Origin of the sequence: Olsenella sp. An285, assembly GCF_002159625.1 — a bacterium.
Lineage (GTDB): Bacteria > Actinomycetota > Coriobacteriia > Coriobacteriales > Atopobiaceae > Thermophilibacter > Thermophilibacter avicola.
In genome coordinates this window covers 189,468-205,622 of the sequence record NZ_NFIZ01000003.1, presented here as the reverse complement: position 1 = coordinate 205,622, position 16,155 = coordinate 189,468, and the positions used below count along the sequence as shown (strand labels likewise).

At 67.5% G+C, this 16,155-nt stretch carries 19 protein-coding genes; 6 read left to right on the top strand and 13 right to left on the bottom strand.

Annotated features, from left to right (window positions below; genetic code table 11):
* Positions 1–3: 3 nt before the first annotated feature.
* The 3 genes from B5F79_RS03555 (at position 4) to selD (ending at position 2,552) form a co-directional block, all read left to right on the top strand.
* Positions 4–723, top strand: coding sequence for a hypothetical protein (locus tag B5F79_RS03555; protein WP_087217544.1), 720 nt, complete (start codon positions 4–6; stop codon positions 721–723).
* A 264-nt stretch (positions 724–987) separates the two neighbouring features.
* The gene (locus B5F79_RS03550; protein WP_087217542.1) at positions 988–1,359 is read left to right on the top strand and encodes a YegP family protein; all 372 of its coding nucleotides are present in this window, start codon (positions 988–990) and stop codon (positions 1,357–1,359) included.
* A 152-nt stretch (positions 1,360–1,511) separates the two neighbouring features.
* Positions 1,512–2,552, top strand: a complete 1,041-nt coding sequence (selD, locus tag B5F79_RS03545) for a selenide, water dikinase SelD (RefSeq protein WP_087217597.1) — start codon at positions 1,512–1,514, stop codon at positions 2,550–2,552.
* Positions 2,553–2,576: 24 nt separating this feature from the next.
* Here selD and B5F79_RS03540 read toward each other — a convergent pair whose 3' ends face one another.
* The 7 genes from B5F79_RS03540 to B5F79_RS03505 all read right to left on the bottom strand — a co-directional run bounded on the left by B5F79_RS03540 (position 2,577) and on the right by B5F79_RS03505 (position 9,119).
* On the bottom strand, positions 2,577–3,092 hold the full coding sequence (locus B5F79_RS03540) for a YaiI/YqxD family protein (RefSeq protein WP_087217540.1): 516 nt from the start codon (positions 3,090–3,092) through the stop codon (positions 2,577–2,579).
* 356 nt (positions 3,093–3,448) lie between these two features.
* Positions 3,449–4,639 (bottom strand): Fic family protein, encoded by a 1,191-nt coding sequence (locus tag B5F79_RS03535; protein WP_087217538.1) that lies wholly within the window; start codon positions 4,637–4,639, stop codon positions 3,449–3,451.
* Between the two features lie 115 nt (positions 4,640–4,754).
* The gene (locus B5F79_RS03530; RefSeq protein WP_087217536.1) at positions 4,755–6,020 is read right to left on the bottom strand and encodes a hypothetical protein; all 1,266 of its coding nucleotides are present in this window, start codon (positions 6,018–6,020) and stop codon (positions 4,755–4,757) included.
* Positions 6,013–6,942, bottom strand: coding sequence for an ABC transporter ATP-binding protein (locus B5F79_RS03525; protein WP_087217534.1), 930 nt, complete (start codon positions 6,940–6,942; stop codon positions 6,013–6,015). Before B5F79_RS03525 ends, B5F79_RS03530 begins: the two co-directional genes overlap by 8 nt.
* 25 nt (positions 6,943–6,967) lie before the next feature.
* Positions 6,968–7,732 carry a hypothetical protein gene (locus tag B5F79_RS03520; protein WP_087217532.1) on the bottom strand — a complete coding sequence of 255 codons (765 nt, stop codon included), beginning with the start codon at positions 7,730–7,732 and terminating at the stop codon, positions 6,968–6,970.
* Between the two features lie 11 nt (positions 7,733–7,743).
* Positions 7,744–8,238: an RNA polymerase sigma factor gene (locus B5F79_RS03515; RefSeq protein ID WP_241147240.1), complete on the bottom strand. Its 495-nt coding sequence runs from the start codon at positions 8,236–8,238 to the stop codon at positions 7,744–7,746.
* 608 nt (positions 8,239–8,846) lie between these two features.
* On the bottom strand, positions 8,847–9,119 hold the full coding sequence (locus tag B5F79_RS03505) for a type II toxin-antitoxin system RelB/DinJ family antitoxin (RefSeq protein WP_087217530.1): 273 nt from the start codon (positions 9,117–9,119) through the stop codon (positions 8,847–8,849).
* Positions 9,120–9,221: 102 nt separating this feature from the next.
* Here B5F79_RS03505 and B5F79_RS03500 point away from each other — a divergent pair, with 102 nt between their 5' ends.
* Positions 9,222–9,947 carry a DNA alkylation repair protein gene (locus B5F79_RS03500; RefSeq protein WP_087217528.1) on the top strand — a complete coding sequence of 242 codons (726 nt, stop codon included), beginning with the start codon at positions 9,222–9,224 and terminating at the stop codon, positions 9,945–9,947.
* A 59-nt stretch (positions 9,948–10,006) separates the two neighbouring features.
* Positions 10,007–10,507: a hypothetical protein gene (locus B5F79_RS03495; RefSeq protein ID WP_143786234.1), complete on the top strand. Its 501-nt coding sequence runs from the start codon at positions 10,007–10,009 to the stop codon at positions 10,505–10,507.
* A 3-nt stretch (positions 10,508–10,510) separates the two neighbouring features.
* Here B5F79_RS03495 and B5F79_RS03490 read toward each other — a convergent pair whose 3' ends face one another.
* The 3 genes from B5F79_RS03490 to B5F79_RS10960 all read right to left on the bottom strand — a co-directional run bounded on the left by B5F79_RS03490 (position 10,511) and on the right by B5F79_RS10960 (position 13,109).
* Positions 10,511–10,894, bottom strand: coding sequence for an MmcQ/YjbR family DNA-binding protein (locus B5F79_RS03490; protein WP_087217593.1), 384 nt, complete (start codon positions 10,892–10,894; stop codon positions 10,511–10,513).
* Between the two features lie 8 nt (positions 10,895–10,902).
* Positions 10,903–12,081 (bottom strand): ATP-binding protein, encoded by a 1,179-nt coding sequence (locus B5F79_RS03485; protein WP_087217524.1) that lies wholly within the window; start codon positions 12,079–12,081, stop codon positions 10,903–10,905.
* A 200-nt stretch (positions 12,082–12,281) separates the two neighbouring features.
* Positions 12,282–13,109 carry a TipAS antibiotic-recognition domain-containing protein gene (locus B5F79_RS10960; protein ID WP_158094831.1) on the bottom strand — a complete coding sequence of 276 codons (828 nt, stop codon included), beginning with the start codon at positions 13,107–13,109 and terminating at the stop codon, positions 12,282–12,284.
* 393 nt (positions 13,110–13,502) lie between these two features.
* Between B5F79_RS10960 and B5F79_RS03475 the strand changes: the two genes are divergently transcribed.
* Positions 13,503–13,826 carry a DMT family transporter gene (locus tag B5F79_RS03475; protein ID WP_087217522.1) on the top strand — a complete coding sequence of 108 codons (324 nt, stop codon included), beginning with the start codon at positions 13,503–13,505 and terminating at the stop codon, positions 13,824–13,826.
* On the opposite strand, the gene B5F79_RS03470 is transcribed toward B5F79_RS03475, so the two are convergent.
* The 3 genes from B5F79_RS03470 to B5F79_RS03460 form a co-directional block, all read right to left on the bottom strand.
* The gene (locus tag B5F79_RS03470) at positions 13,823–14,257 is read right to left on the bottom strand and encodes a GNAT family N-acetyltransferase (RefSeq protein ID WP_158094830.1); all 435 of its coding nucleotides are present in this window, start codon (positions 14,255–14,257) and stop codon (positions 13,823–13,825) included. The genes B5F79_RS03475 and B5F79_RS03470 overlap by 4 nt on opposite strands.
* Positions 14,258–14,295: 38 nt before the next feature.
* Positions 14,296–14,586 carry a type II toxin-antitoxin system RelB/DinJ family antitoxin gene (locus tag B5F79_RS11125; RefSeq protein WP_143786233.1) on the bottom strand — a complete coding sequence of 97 codons (291 nt, stop codon included), beginning with the start codon at positions 14,584–14,586 and terminating at the stop codon, positions 14,296–14,298.
* Between the two features lie 71 nt (positions 14,587–14,657).
* The gene (locus B5F79_RS03460; RefSeq protein ID WP_087217518.1) at positions 14,658–16,058 is read right to left on the bottom strand and encodes an FtsX-like permease family protein; all 1,401 of its coding nucleotides are present in this window, start codon (positions 16,056–16,058) and stop codon (positions 14,658–14,660) included.
* Positions 16,059–16,155: the final 97 nt, after the last annotated feature.

Sequence of the window (16,155 nt, the reverse complement as noted above, 5' to 3'; positions counted from 1 at the left end):
CGCATGAACATCAGGCGCTGCGCGTACGGGCACTTCTACGACGGAGACGAGCACGGGGACGCATGTCCCTTCTGCGCGCAGGTGAAGGGCGCACAGGCCGAGAAGAACCCGGAGGCCTCGGCGGACGACGGGGCGCAGGCCGAGGGCCGGCGCGAGACCGAGCGCGTGGCCGCTGCCGAGGCCGAGCCGGAGTCGTCGCCGGCGGCCAAGGTCGAGCCGGAGCCGTCGCCCGCGGCCGAGCCCACGCCCGCCGCAGACCCGGAGCCGGAGCCCACCGTCGAGCTCGAGCCCGAACCCGAGCCCGCGTCCTTCTCGCCCTCCCCTGCCGCGGCCCCCGCACCTGCCCCGGAGCCCAACGGCGCGCCCCTGGACCCCGACCTCGTGGTGGGCTGGCTCGTCTGCGTGTCCGGACCCGCACGCGGTCGCAGCTACGAGCTCCACGCGGGCCGCAACTTCATCGGTCGCGCCGCGATCATGGACGTGGCGCTCCCCGAGGACGCCGCCGTGGCACGCGAACGACAGGCGTCGGTGATCTTTGACCCGCGGACGGCACGCTTCTCCGTCACGGCAAACGAGACGCACGAGCTCACGTACGTGAACGACGAGCTTGTCTACGACCACTGCGACCTCACCGCCAACGACGTGCTCCTCGTTGGGTCCACGCGCCTCATGCTCGTTCCCCTGTGCGGCTCGGGCTTTGCCTGGGCGGAGTGGCCCGCGTAGCGAAGCATCGACTTTTGAGGCCTCAAAAGTCGATGCCCGGCAAAAGGTCAACAGGCATAACGCGGATCTAACTTTGAGATTTGAGGCCTCAAAAGTCGAACGTCCCGAGAAGAGCTGGACAACCTTGGCAACCGCGCCGCTCAAGTCGCCGCGCGTCGCCTCCCCGAGCAAAACCGACCGCCCGCGAACGTCCCGCGTCCAACCGAGGCCAGCGGAGCTAACCTTTTGTAATCGGTAGGTAAATCGAGTTTGGTGGTGATTCCTATGGGTCAGTACGTCGTGGTTGAGAACGAGGGCCGCTACTGCTTCAACCTCTGTGCCTCCAACGGGCACATCCTCATGTCGTCGATCATCTTCCCGTCCAAGGACGAGTGCCTGCATGGCATCGAGTGCGTGCGCAACTCCGCGGCCAACGCGGAGATCGAGGACAGCACGATCGACGCCTTCGACCGCGAGTCCACGCCCAAGTTCCGCATCTACGAGGACTTTGACGGCCACTACTTCTTCCGCTTCATCACGCACGAGGCCGGCGACATTGCCCGCTCGCACACGTACGAGCTCAAGGAGTCCCTGCTCAGGCGCATCGAGCGGACGCGCGCGGAGTGCGACTCCTCTCTCGCGGCAGACGAGAACTAGCCGCACGGGCTCGAAGAACTGACGACTCGGCACGCCCCCGGGACCTGCGCGCCCCGGGGGCGTCTGCAAGTTGGGGACAGTCCCCAATTTGCAGAAAACTTTTATGTGAATTGGGGACTGTCCCCAACTTGCAGACGGGAGCGGGAATGGACATGACGGGCGTGCGGCTCACGGAGCTCGTAGAGGCGGCGGGCTGCGCGGCAAAGATCGCACCGGGCGAGCTCGCGGGCGTGCTGGCCGGGCTGCCGCGCCTGGACGCGCCCGAGCTCGTGGTGGGCTTCGACGCATCCGACGACGCCTGCGTGTGGGACCTCGGCGACGGTCGCGGCCTCATAGCCACCACGGACTTCTTCCCGCCGATGGTGGACGACCCGTTCCTCTTTGGCCAGGTGGCGGCCACCAACGCGCTCTCCGACGTCTACGCGATGGGCGGACGTCCGGCGCTCGCGCTCAACCTCCTGTGCTTTCCCAACTGCCTGGGCATCGAGGTCGCCGGACAGATCCTGGCCGGCGGCGCGGAGACGTGCCGGCGCGCCGGGTGCGTCGTGGCGGGCGGACACTCAATCAACGACCATGAGCCCAAGTACGGCCTCGCGGTGACGGGCTTCGTTCAACTGGACGAGCGCCTGGAGAACGGAGGCGCCCGCGCGGGCGACGCGCTCGTGCTCACCAAGGCACTCGGCACGGGCGTCCTCACCACCGCGCACAAGGGCGGCATCTTGGACGACGCCGGCGTGCGCGTGGCCACGGACTCCATGACCACGCTCAACGAGGCGCCGATCCGCCTGGCGCGCGAGCTGGGCTTCTGGCCGCACGCGGCCACCGACGTCACGGGCTTCTCGCTCATGGGGCACTCCTGCGAGATGGCCGAGGCCTCCGGCGTCACGCTCGATATCGACGCGGCGGCAGTGCCCGTCATGGCGCGCGCCCGCGAGATGGCGGCGCTTGGCCTCATCCCCGCCGGCGCCTACCGCAACCGGGACTTCTTCGGCCCGCGCGTGGCGCTCGACGACGCGCTGCCGCTCGACCTCACCGACGTGCTCTTTGACCCGCAGACCTCTGGCGGGCTGCTTCTGGCCCTGCCCGAGAAGGACGCGGAGCGTCTGGCTGGCGCCCTGCGCGACGAGGGGCTTCCCGCCGCCGTCATCGGCCGCGCCTTCCCCCGCGGCGAGAAGAGCGTCGTCGTGGCATAACATGACAAAGGGACTGTCCCTTTGTCATGTTACGTGCGCGAGAAGGTCGGTGAGATTGCGGGTAAAGCGCTCGCGGTCGTCGTCCGCGAGCGCCGCGGGCCCGCGTGTGCGCCCGCCGGCGCGGCGTACCTTCTTCTCCTCGTGGCGAATGAAGAGGTCCATATCTATCGTGGCCTTGGTGTAGACGCGCCCGCGCACGCCGATGGCCGCCGCGCCACGCCCCAGCACCATGCTCGCGAGGCCGATGTCCTGCGTGACCACTACGTCGTCAGGCTGCAGGCGCTCCACAATGGCAAAGTCCGCACTGTCCGCCCCGATGGACACGTCGAGCACGTCAACCCAGAACCCGCCGTGCGTGGCGTCCCGCCCACGCGCGTGATTCGCGTCGCGCGGGTCGTCGCGCCGGATATGACGCTCGAGGTTCTGCGTGGTGTTGCCCACGATCACGACGGGTACGCGCGCCCGCCGCGCGCAGGCGAGCGCCTCGCGCGTGACCGGACATGCGTCGGCGTCGATGTAGAGGGTGCGGTTGCGGGACATGGGGCTCCTAGTTCTCGAGTGACCTGACTATAGACCAGAACGAGCGGCACGATTTGAGGCGACTTCCGAGGTGATTCCGGGCGCTCAAGGCAGCATAAGACGAGCCCGTACTCGCGGACCTCAGTAATTAGTTCGCATTGGTTTCCTGAAAGTCCCTCCATTTCCAACATTTCCGCAGTTAGCGCCCTTTTTTCAGGAAACCAATGCGAACTAATTCCCGGGGGCGCCCGTAGACACAGCTCCCCGACGCGCAGGCACGGCTCCCCGACCGACAATACGCGAGAAGACGCGGCAGTTACCAACGTTTGTTTTAGAGCGCGGGAAGGGCAGCCCTGCCCACCACACCGGATGACGAATCACCGCGCGAGCATGCGACGAATGCCCGGCATGCTCGATATCTCCTCAAGAACGTCGATGAGCTCGTCGCTCTGGTAGAAGTCACCGCGCCGGCGCGACCCCAAGGGACGCAGCATCCCATACTCGCACGCTCTCGCGACCAGGGTCGAAGCGGCGCGCGAAGTGATCGCCAAGTGCTCCGCAACATATGCGATGGTGACAACAGGCTGCTCTGCCAGCAACGGAGGAAGACGCCAGATGGCCGACCCGGTGCGCTCGGAAATGGCGGATCTCCAGTCTTCCATCACGTCATCAATGAGACCGGAGACGCGACTGCCGATGACGAGGGCAAGCTCGAGCGCACTCAGCACGCTCTCCACTATGGGCAGGTAGTCGCCACCTTGATAGGCCTCAATCGCCCCCATGTAGGCGTTGACGTCATGGAGGAGCCCTGCCGAGAAGGGAAGCGTGGTGCGCGTGAGCACGCCCTCGTTCCTGAGGATGCGATGGAGAAGGACCCTGCCCGTGCGCCCGTTTCCGTCGATGAAGGGATGGATGGTCTCGAACTGAGCGTGAGCGACCGCCACCTTGGCAATGGGGCTAACGTCGTCCCTGCCGACAAAGGCGACAAGATCCTCGAGGCAGCCTTTGATTCGACTTGGGGCGGGCGGAACGAAGAGTGCCCCATGCGGGCTGTATGCCGTCCCGCCGACCCACACCTGCTCGTCGCGCAGCTCCCCTCCGAACGACGCCCCCGTCGGCTCGATCAAGGAGCGATGAATGCCCTTGATCTGCGCGATCGAAATCTCCGGCGGCAGTCTGAGCGCCTCGCGCATGGCCGAAACGTTGCCCTGAACGATCCGCGCGTTAGCCGGAGCGTCGTTCGAGAGCTCGGCAAGAGCGACATTGCGGACGCTCGAGGTGAGATGCTCGATCTGAGAACTTGCCGCGGACTCGCTTCGCAGCAGGAGCGCGGGCAGGTCGTAGCCACGTGCGGCCTGCGCCTCGTCAAAGCGGGCAAGACTCATCAGCAGGTCATCAATGCGTGCCGAGGTGGCCTTCGGAACAGCTGGGCTGAGATCGGCAATGGCGGCAGGAATGGTCGCTTGGTAGGTCGCGGACATCCTCCTGCGGGCGCTTCGGGGAATGAGGTCCCTCTCGTTTGGGTCGATGTGCCAAGGAAGCTCCTCGTAGCCGACCGCTGACAGCATGTCCCTCACCCTCCGCTTAGGCCTCTCGTAAGACTATTTTACTTCTCGAAATAGCGTTTAGCGGAAGTGAACCTGAATTCACTTCCGCTAAACCTAGACTTCGGAAGCAAAGCCCCTACGCCACCTGGCGCCTCCTGAACGAGACCGCCGCGACCGGGGTCGCCACGAGCGCGAGCGCCGCGTAGACGAGAAGCACCATGCCTATGAGGTCGAGCACGACCGGGCCGAGCGGGTAGGACTCGAGCGCCGAGAAGAGCATGCTGAAGTTGGAGAAGTTGATCGGGAAGAGGGCGAGCGCGCGCTCGAGCGCGCCCACGCCGGCCGAGGGGACGAGCCCCGTGAGCAGCACGAGCGCCACGTCCGTAAGGAAGACCGCGAGCGTCGAGGGGGTGCGCGACGAGAGCGCGAGCGTGAGGCACGAAAAGCCCAGGCACGCCGCGTACATGAGCCCAACGCACGCGAGCGCGGCCTGCCCCGCCGTGAGAGGGTACGGTGACGTGAGCGCCATGCTCTGGATGGAGAGCCCGAAGCCGTCCGCCCCGTAAAAGACGAGCGAGACCCCAATGATGATGCCCGCGCAGAGCGCGAAGTAGACGGTGGCGTAGGCGAGCGCAGCTGCGACCTTGGCGGCCACGAGCGTCGAGCGGCCGCGCCGGGTGGCGAGCACCACCGCGTCGGCGCCCGAGCTGTACTCGAAGGAGAACGTAGGCGCCAGCGTCACGCACGCCACGAGAATCGGGAAGACGAGAAACGACGCGCAGTCGACCACGTTGCCCCAACCGCCCGAATAGCCGTATTCGATGGGCTCCGGCACGGACGAGCGCATCCCCGTCCAGTACGCGCGCTCCGCCTCGGAGTACTCCCACATGCCGCCCTGACCGTCGTCGAGGGCTGCCTGGGTCAGGTCGTCGGCGGCGCCATACCAGTCGGCCGCCATCTCGGGCGTCACGCGGGCGGCCGTCTGCGCAGGCTCCTCGCCCGAGATCCGCCAGGGGCGAAAAAGCCAGCTCCAGTACGAGTTGTAGATCTCGTCGAACTCCTCGGACGAGAAGCTCTGCTCGATGAGGGAGAAGACAGCCGCGCCCGTCATCTCCCCCATCGCGTCGCGGTCGATTCGAGAGAAGACCATCTCCTGGTAGGCGGCGATGTCCTCCGCGGCTCGCTCGGCGGTGACGACGCCCGCGTGCCTCTCGGCCTCCGAGCGGTTGTACGCGATGGCCTCGACGCCGTTGAACTCCTCGCCGGCGAGGTTCACCGTCCGGTTCTGCGTCACGTTGAGCGCCATGATGGCGACGAGGAACACCACGACGCCGACGTTGGCCGCGAGCGCCACGCGGCGGGAGAGCATCTTCTTGAGCTCGAACAGGATGAGCCTAGCCATGGCGTCCCTCCTTGAAGTGGGACCCGCGGGCGGCGCGGGGCGCGGCCGCCCCGGCGACGCCGTCGCGGAACACGTACAGGTACAGGTCCTCGAGCGTGGGCTCGGCGGGGGCTGAGCCCGGCACCCGCGGCTCGTCGGCCACGTAGCGCAAAAGCACGCGGCCGCCCTCCTCGTGGCGCACGTTGCCCACCGTGAGCGCGGCCTCGAGCGCATCGGCCCGCTCTGCCGGGACGACGGCCTCCCAGACCCTGCCCTCGGCCTCCGCGACGAGCCCCGCCGGCGGCCCCGAGAGCACCACGGACCCCGCGCGCATCACGAGGATCTCGTCGGCGATGTGCTCCACGTCCGAGACGATGTGGGTGGAGAGAAGGACGATCTTGTCGCGCGCGAAGCCGGCGATGAGGTTGCGGAAGCGCACGCGCTCCTTGGGGTCGAGCCCGGCCGTGGGCTCGTCGAGCACGAGGACCTCGGGGTCGTTGAGGACGGCCTGCGCGATGCCCAGACGCTGGCGCATGCCGCCGGAGAAGGTCCGGATGCGGCGGCGCTCCTCGCCTGCGAGCCCCACGCGCTCCAGGAGGGCCAGCGAGCGGTCGCGGGCGTCCCGGCGGCCGAGGCCCTTGAGGGCGGCCATGTACTCCATGAAGTCGAGCGCCGTGAACTCGGGGTAGTAGCCGAAGTCCTGCGGCAGGTAGCCGAGAAGCGCGCGGTAGGCGTCGCCCATGCGCTCGACGGACGCGCCGTCATAGCGGACCTCGCCCGAGGTGGGGCGCAGCACCCCGCACACCATCCTCATGAGCGTGGTCTTGCCGGCGCCGTTGGCGCCGAGCAGGCCGTAGACGCCGGGCGTGAGCGTGGCGCTCACGCGGTCCACGGCGATCTTGGGGCCGAACTCCCGGGTCAGCCGGTCGAGCGTCAGTTCCATGCTGGACTTCCTTCCTGTCTGATTGCTAGAGCGCCCCGGCGGGCGCGGGCGCATCGGCAAAGCCGGAGGCCGCCGCGCGCAGCCACGCGCGGGCCTGCGCCGCGGCGAAGGCGAGGGCCACCGCTGCGGCCGCCCACCAGGCGAGGGCCGCCGCGGGGCCGAAGGCCGCCGGGCAGAGCGTGCGCGCGAGGACGCAGGCGGCGCACACCCCGGCCGCGGCGGCGACGGCGGCGACGGTCGCGTCCGGGCTCGCCGCGCGGCGTGCGGCGAGGAGCCCCGCCCCGAGCGCCGCGAGGTAGGGCGCGAGCCCCTGGGCGAGCACGGCCCAGGGCGCGCCCCCCACCGGGCCGGCGAGGGCGGCGAGCAGGGCGATCGCGAGCGCGTCCGCGCAGCAGAGCACGAGCCCCCGGGCGCACGCCGCGGCCTGGGCGTTCACGGGGCACGCGGCCTCGAGCTCGGCCATGCCGCAGGAGCGCGAGCGCGTGACGCCCGCGAGCGAGGCGAGCGCGAGCGCCGCCCCGAGGGCGGCCGCGACCGTCCCGACGCCGACCCCGGAGAGGGCGCACGGCACGGCGAGAAGGACGAGCAGGGCGTGAAGCGCCCACGCCCCCGTCCCGACGTGGCGCGCCTGGCCGGCGACCGCCTCGGCGGCGCGCGGCCGGGAGGGCCGGGCCATCTCGGCCGCAACCGCCTCCACGAGCGCGCGCGGCGCGGCGGCGTCGATGCCGGGCACCGCCCGGTAGTGCTCTCGCAGCGCGTCCTCGAGGGCACGTTCTTCTCGCCTTCTCATCGTGTTCCTCCTCACTTGCCCGTCGAAACGTCCAGGTCCGCCCGCAGCGCCTCGAGCGCCGATGACAGGGCGCGCGCGGCGGCGAACCTGCTCATGCCCAGCGCGGCGCCCACCTCGCCGACCGTGAGGCCCTCCCCGTACCTGAGCTCGAGCGCCTCGCGCTGGGCGCGGGGCAGCCGCGCGAGGGCGGAGGTCAGGTCGCGGCGGTCGTCCGCCTCGCCCGGGTCGCCCCCGCCGGGGAGCGTCTCCGGGAGCTCGGCCCACGAGGACGCACGGTCACGCGCCATGTCGGCGCAGACGTTGCGCGCGATGGTGACGAGATAGGCGCGGGCACGGCCCCGCTCCCGGTAGCGCGAGCGGGCGCGGACGAAGCGCAGGAACGTCTCCTGGGCGGCATCCTCGGCGAGCCCCGCCGGCGCGTGCCTGCGGCAGTACCGCAGCACGTCCGCGTAGTGCTCGCCGACGAGGCGCTCCGCCTCGTCCATCCGCCCGTTCTTCTCGCCCACAGCGCCACCTCCCTCTATCCCTATTAACGCAGCGGCGAGCCGGGATGAGCGGTCGGATTGATTATTCTTTATAGGTCGGATGACAATGTGCCGTCCCTTTGGGCGGCATCGAATGGCGCGAGATGACGTTGGGCAAAGGTGGGACTGGAGCGCTAACGGAGAAACTCACGCAGAACGCGAGCGGAACGCCCACGATGACGGCACATCACGCCGAAGCAGAAGGCGTACCCGCAGTCACTCAAGGCATGATACGGCAAAGCCGGACGGCTGACGTCACTTTCCCGCTGCCATGCTTGTCAGCAGCTCCCTGAGCGCCATTTCGTCTCGCGCAGACAGCCTACCGATTTTGCCCACGGTGCCCACATAGCTTGGCGGGATCTCCGCTATGCGATCGGCTCGGGCTATTGACGGCTTATCAAGACCTGCCTCTCTCCAATCTTGAAGAAGATAGTCATGCTCCAGCTGGAGCTTGTTGGTAGCGCCTGACCATCATCACGATTGAGCCGTTTTCCCGAACGCCGACCACGATGACGGGACGATATTTGTAGCCTCGCTTTCCGTCGAAGTTGAAGCGGGCATGCCAGACCTCCCAGAGAGCTGGCGCCTCGCTACTCATCGTCGTCCCAATCCGACGGCAGCACCGCGATGCCGGATGCGTCAAGCGGCGCTCGGAATGCGAGCTTCTGAACCTGGTCGTACGAGGGCCCTTCGGAACGCATTGGGAACGGCAGACCACCGACCTCGACCGACTTGACCAGGAATACGTTGATCGCATCCGATAGGGAGAGTCCCCAACGAGCGTAGACCTTTGCCGCCGCCTCCTTGGTCTTGGCGTTGGTCCGATACTTTCCCTCGGCATCCCGCAGCATGGTGGCATCCATCTCGCACTCCTTCCCACTTACCCTAAGCGTACCCGGTGAGGGGCGATGGTGATCCAATCACCAAGGGTAGAATGAGCGAGAAGTTCAGCCGAGAGGAGACCCATGGGAGCCTGCACCTCTGCGACCTCCGAGAGCGCCGACCGCATCCGACGCGAGCTCGAGGCGCTTGCCGACCCCGCGTATCGGGACTTCCAGGCCAAGCTCGTACCGACCGTCGACCCCGCGCGCATCCTCGGCGTGCGCACGCCGGCGCTGCGCGACTACGCTCGCAGGCTCGCAAGCGAGCGGCCCGAAGAGGCGCGCGCGTTCCTCACAGCGCTCCCGCACGGGACCTATGACGAGAACAACCTGCACGGCGAGCTCATCGGCCGGATGTCAAAGACGGCCGCGGAGGCCTTCGAGCTGCTCGACGCCTTCCTCCCGCACGTCGACAACTGGGCGACCTGCGACCTCATCCGCGTCCCCGTCTTCAGGCGCGACCTGCCGGCGGCGCTAGAGCGCATCCGCGGGTGGGTCACCGCGGAGCCGGAGTACGCGGTGCGCTTTGGGGTGGTCCAGCTCATGACGCTCTATCTGGACGACGCCTTCGAGCCCGAACACCTCGCACTTGTCGCCGGCATCGACCGTCCCGAGTACTACGTCAACATGGCACGCGCCTGGTACTTCTCGTTCGCCCTCATCAAGCAGCCTGCGGCGACGCTGCCCCTCTTCGAGCGGCGACCGATTGCCCTTGACGCCTGGACGCACAACAAGGCGCTCCAGAAGGCGCGCGAGAGCCGCCGCATCACAACGGAGCAAAAGGCATACCTGCAGTCGCTCAAGGTTTGAAGGGACGAAGTCCCGAGTTGGGGATTAGAATGGGCGAGAAGAACGTCGAGGGGAGATTCATGAGAGTCCGTACTGCCATCGCCGCCCTGCTCGCCGCGACCGTCGCGCTGCCCCTCACGGGGTGCTTCGGGCTGCCCGGGCCGGACGAGATCGCCGACCAGGCGGAGGACGTCGCCTCCCAGGCGCAGGAGCTCGCCGACACGCTCTCAAACGTCGATTGGGGCAAAGTCTCCCGCCTCGTCGTGCGGGACGCCCAGACCGGCGAGGTCGCGCGCGAGCTAACCGACCAGACGGAAATCGAGGACGCCTTCGACCCGCTCTCAGACGAGAGCGGACTGGCCGCGGAGCCGGACGCAGACACGGAGTACGCCTTCGAGCTGTGGCAGCCCGAGACGCAGAAGCTCGGGCAGGACGCAGACGACCTCGACGAGGTCAAGGTGCTCGAGGTTACCACCTACGAGGGGTCGCCCGTCGTGGGGCTCGAGGTGAGCCCCCTCGGACTCAGGCTCCACCTCACGTCGCAGGCGGCCGCCAACTCGCTGCGCGCGCTCGCGGGGTAGCGGCTACTCGCCGGAAATCTCCCGCTGCACGCGCTTGGGCAGCTTGGAGAAGACGAGCTTGTAGCTCATGTCGCAGAGGCCGAGCACGAGGTCCTCGGGCAGGTCGGCGTCCAGGTCGACGGAGACCCACGTGCGCCCGTCGGAGTAGTAGCCGGGAAAAACCGCGCCCGGATGCTCCGCGCGCAGCTCCAGGATGCGGTCGGAGTCGCACTTGAGCGAGAGCAGATGGCGCCCCGCGTAGGGCGGCCTGGCGTCGGGAGAAGCGACGAACTCGCAGGCGAACTGCCTGCCGCCGACCCAGTAGACCATCCAGCCCCACTTCTCGTGGAGGGCCTTGGTTGCGCCGGGGCGCGAGAGAAGGCGGGCGTCTATGCGCGAGAGGTCCATGGCGCGCCTCACTGAAAGAGCGGGACCCTTCCCAGAAGGAAGTCCTCCACGGGGAACTCGTCAGAGCCGATGACGAGGGCATAGGTTCCCGGGTATCTCTGAACGAACTCGCCAAGTCCCCTGAGGCTTTTGACGCGGCCGCTCTTGACCTCGATGGCGGTCCTCTTTCTGCCCTGCGTCACCACGAAGTCCACCTCTGCCGACCCGTCCCTCCACCAGTTGACCGAGAAGTGCTCCGTTTTCGACCGGGCAAGAAGGTAGGTGCCGACCGCGGTCTCCACAAGATGGCCGCGCCGGTCGCTGTCCTCGAGCAGTCTCGCCCTGTCCTCTCCGGAGGCGACCACCATGAGCGATGTGTCGTGCACGAGCAGCCTCGGCGAGCTGCCGCGCTCCTTGAGGATCTTCTCGTCGTACTTTCTGAGGCCGCTCATGAGCCCCGCGTGCGAGAGAAGCTCCAGGTAGTGTGCGATGGTGTCCGTGTTGCCCCGGTCATCGAGCTGTCCGAGGAGCTTGCGATAGGAGATCTCCTGGACAGAATATGCGGCTCCCACCTCAAACAGCGCACGGAGAAGCGCGGGCTTGCGAACCGTTTCCATCTCAAGGATGTCCTGCGTCAGCGTGGGCTCAATTATGGCGTCGCGTACATAGGCGCTCCATCGGGGCTCGTCGTCGCGGAGCTGCACCGCACCGGGATAGCCGCCAAAGTAGAGATACTTCTCCAGCGTGCACCCAAAGGCCTCTCGGCACTCGCCGTAGGTCCACTGCGTCGAGGGAATGAGCTCGTAGCGCCCCTTGAGGGACTCGGACATGCCTCGCTTTAAGGTGAGCGTGGAGGAACCCGTGAGAACGACCTTGACGCTGCGCCCGCACCTCGTGTCCTCGTCCCAGAGGTACTTCACCGTCGACGCCCAATCGGGAACCTTCTGCACCTCATCAAGGGAGAGGATGACCTCGCCCCCGCCCTCGGCAACCTCGCGTGCGGACTTCCAGACCTCCTCAAGCTTGCGAGCGCGTCGGTCCCGCGGGCGGTCGAAGGCAAACTCGACGCGGGGGATCTCCACATGAGAGAGCGCCTGGCCCACAGCGGTGCTCTTTCCCGTCTGTCGCGAGCCGACCACGATCTGGATGAAGCGCCGTGACTCGCTGAGACGCTTCACCAACAGGCCCACGCAAGCTCGCTCGTACATAAGACCCCCTAACCCGGTCATGCTTCGAGACTCATGACGCTGATTATATCCTAGCAATTTCTAGATTATCTACTTTTGCTAGGTTATCCTAGCAAAAGTGGGGAATTTTCGATTTGCTAGGTTCAAGTGACCAAGGCTCGATAACCAGATTAGGAAGAACGGCGCACCGTGTGAACCAGGGCACGCTTCCTGAAGCAGAATCACGCGCACGCGTGGATCGCGTCGCGCAGGAACTGCGCGGCACCCGGCGCCACCTTCTCGTAGTAGGCGCGGAACCGCTCGTCGGAGACATAGCCGTCGGCCAGGCCCTTGTGGACCTCGGGCGTGTAGAGCCCGTCCGGCCAGTACATGCGCAGCCAGTGGCCGTGCATGGCCACGAGCCTGCGTGCCTCCGGGCCGGCCGGATCTTCCGCCTCCATCGCTCGGCGCAGCTGCTCGTTGATTGCCAGCGCCAGCTCCTCGGCCTGCAGGTGCGCCGCCTCCCCCATCGCCACGTACTTCTCGTTGGCGGCGTCCATCACCTCGTCGCCGTAGGCAGCCCGGACCTCCTCACCGTAGGCCTCCTCGTTCTCCTCCACCTCGCGCCAGCGCTTGAGGTGCGGCAGCAACGTGGCCATGAGCGAGACCGCCTCGTCGAGCGAGACGCCGAGCGCCTTTGCCTCCATGGGCGCCGTGGCCTCGATGAACTCGTCCATCGTCATGCCCTTGGCGGTGAAGTCGCCGTGGTCGTAGCAGTACTTGCAGAAGTCCGCGCTCTTGGAGCCGTCGGCCTCGGTGCCGTGCATCTCCTCGTCGGGGATGGGCATGCTGCAGCACTGGCAGTAGTAGCTCATGGGCATGTCGAAGAAGCGCTCGAGCGGCACGCCAAAGGTGACGCAGATGAGCTTGACCATGTCGATCCCGGGGGTCGTCTCGCCTTGCTCCCAGCGACTCACGGCCTGCCTTGTCACGTAGAGCCTGCGCGCCATCTCCTCCTGCGTGATGCCCGCCTCCTTGCGGATGGCGGAAATGACGTCCTTCATGGCCATGGGGGTTCCTCCTTGCTCGGATCTCTCTTGCAAGGTCATTGTCACCGGGCGCGCGCCTTCGCACAAGAAACGGGCTGTTGCGCGGACGGTTGGCGGCGACCTCTCGCCTCGAGACGGCATCCCCGCCCTGCCTCGTGAGGGTATGCGCACCACCCTTTCGGGTATGCGCACTTTCCAGCAGGCCCGTTCTTCTCGCCTAAGGCTCTGAGCTGCGGATTTACGAGAAGGACCGCGAGGCCGAGTGTACATACCCGGTATGCGCAGTGCGCATACCCTCACGAGTCCGAGCAGGCGGGCCCCCGCCTGTGCTACGATTCCCCCGACCCAACGGGTCTCTGACGAGGGCAGCCGTACCAGAATCGCAAAGACGGCGCATCTATCTGGGAGGTTGTCATGGATTGGGTCATTCTGGTCGTGTCGGGCGCTATGGAGGCCGTGTGGGCCCAGGCCCTCGACCGCTCCGAGGGCTTCACGCAGCTCGTCCCCTCGGTCGTCTTTGTCGTCGCCCTCGCGGCGAGCATGCTCGGCCTGAGTCACGCCGTCCGCACGATCCCGCTGGGCACGGCCTACGCCGTCTGGGTGGGCATCGGCGCCGCACTCACGGTTGCCTGGGGCGTCATCTCGGGCGCGGAGGCGTTCTCCTGGCCAAAGGTGCTGCTCATCGCAGGCCTCGTGGCGTGCGTGGTCGGCCTCAAGCTGGTGGGCGAGGCGCACTAGAGCCGCACGAACATGCGACGAGAATCGCTCGCCAGGCGCTGGAACCCAAAGTGGGCGTAGAAGCCCTCCGCGCGCTCGTCAGCCGGGTCGACAACAAGCGCTCTCGACGCCACGATGCGCGACGCCGCTGCCGCGCGGCGAATGGCGTCCTGCAGCAGTCGGGCTCCCGCCGACTCCCCCTGGTAGCGCTCGTCGACGGCAAGCTGTCCAAGCAGCGTGCAGGGAATCAGATTCGGGGCGTTTCGACGCAACGACCCGGCAAGCGTCCCCACTCGCGCAACCGCGTGGGTGCTCAGGGCATAGAAGCCGCAGATCTCACCAGTGGCAAGGGGCAGGACGTACACCCGAGCCGTCCCGTCGCGCATCGCGCGATGCGCACGCTCCTTGAGCCGGGCGTCGTTGTCGCTGTTTCCGGAGCAGAAACCGCTCACATCGTCATTTTCGAGAAGCGGGCGGATATAACAAAACGCTAGTCCGCCCATGTGAACTCGCGATCGAGCAGCTCGCGGGTGGCCGCAGGAACGGCGGAGTCAAGCGCGCTTGCAAAGCGCCCGTAGTCGTCCGCGGAAAGGTAGGTCGTGGCCTCGTCGCTCACCTGCCTGCGAACCTCAAACGGGAAGCCGCCGCACTCGTTGAACATGTGCACGAAAACCTTGATGGCGGCAGACGGCGTCAGGCCCAGGGCAGCGGTGTTCCTGACGAACGCTTCCTTCTCCTCGGCGCTCAGCTTGGTGTTGAGCGACGTCATCGCCGTTGCCATGAGACCTCCCCGCCCATTGTCCATATGTCGCTGTTTGATTCCATTTATACCACGTCAGACTACATTGTAGTCTAACTGACCTTATCCGGTCTGTCCCACGCCCCGCCCAGCAGTACACGCGAGCACTCGCGGACGCAGAGCAGGTAGTACAGGGCAAGAAGCCCGAGCGTACCCGCCACGGAGCACGCCGCAATGGCAAGAAACACCCCGTCCGGCACGCCGCCCGCGAGCTGGCGCACCAGCATGAGGCCGAAGCAGTCGTGCACCACCGCGAGCGCCGCGGGCAGCGCGAAGGCAACGCCCACCTGAGCCCGCACGGCGCCGCGCGCCTCCCGCTCGTCCGTCCCGAGCGCCATGAGCGTGGAATAGGCGCGCCTGCCGTCCGCAGCCTGGCTCACCTGCTGCAGCGCGAGCACCGCAGCGGCAGCCACGAGGAACGCCTCCCCGTAGAAGATCCCCACGTAGCCGATGGGCGCGAGCGACGCCTCCGCCGGCATGCCCGGGTCCGCGAGCCCGGCGGCGCGCTGTCCCACGGAGAACAGGAGCCCCGCGCAGATCATGCAGACCGCACAGGCCACGAGCACGCAGGTGCACGAGAGCGCCTGGCACCCCGTGGACACGTGACCCTCCACCTGCCGCAGCGCGAAGGAGCGCAGTCCTTCCCAGTAGCGGGGGCCGCGGCGTACACGACCGGGCGCGCCCGTTGCCACCAGACGAAAGACGAGCGACGTGGCCACGTAGGCGGCCCAGCCCATCGGCAGGATCGCCAGGACAAAGAGCCCTGGCTGCGCCACGCACGAGCCCCACACCACGACGAGAAGAACCACGGCCAGCGCCGCCTGCGCCCGCGTCACGCCGCGATGCTCCGCGAGCGCGAGCCGCTCCGGGGCGCGGTCCCGCTCGAGGAGCTCCACGAGCGGTCGACGCAGCACGTCCATGACGGAGAGCACGACGGCCAGCCCCTCGATCCCGGCAAACCACAGGCACGTATCGAGCGCTGCCGCGGGCGAGAAGGACCAGGCGAGCCGCCACGGCACGCCAAAGACGAACGCCGCCACCGAACCAAAGGCCGGGGACGCGGCGGCGCCAAGCGCGAGCCCCACCACGAGCGCCGCAAGCCCCACGAGCGCACCCTCTGCCGCAAGGATCGACGCGAGCGCCGGGGCGCGCATGCCGAGAAGCGCGTACGTCCCGAACTCCCGCGAGCGCCGTCGCACGATGAAGCGGGTTGCGTGCGCGACGAGCACGGCGAAGACCAGCACCACGAAGACCGAGAAGGCGCCCGTGATGTCACGCGCCTTGTGGATGACCTCGAGCTGCGAGCCTGTGAGCGGCATCGCCAGGAGATAGTCGCCCGAGGCGTTGAACGAGTACAGCAGACACACGGCAAAGGCGAGCGTGACGAGGTAGACCGAGTAGTCGCGCGCGCAGCGCGAGACGTTGCCGAGCGCGACGCGCAGAATGACGGGCATGGCGGCTCCCTCCGAGCGGCAAAAGTGACGAGCCCATCGTCCTTCTCGCCCGCCCGGCGCGCCATCGCCCGGGCTTATGCTCCCCTAACGGTTTTGC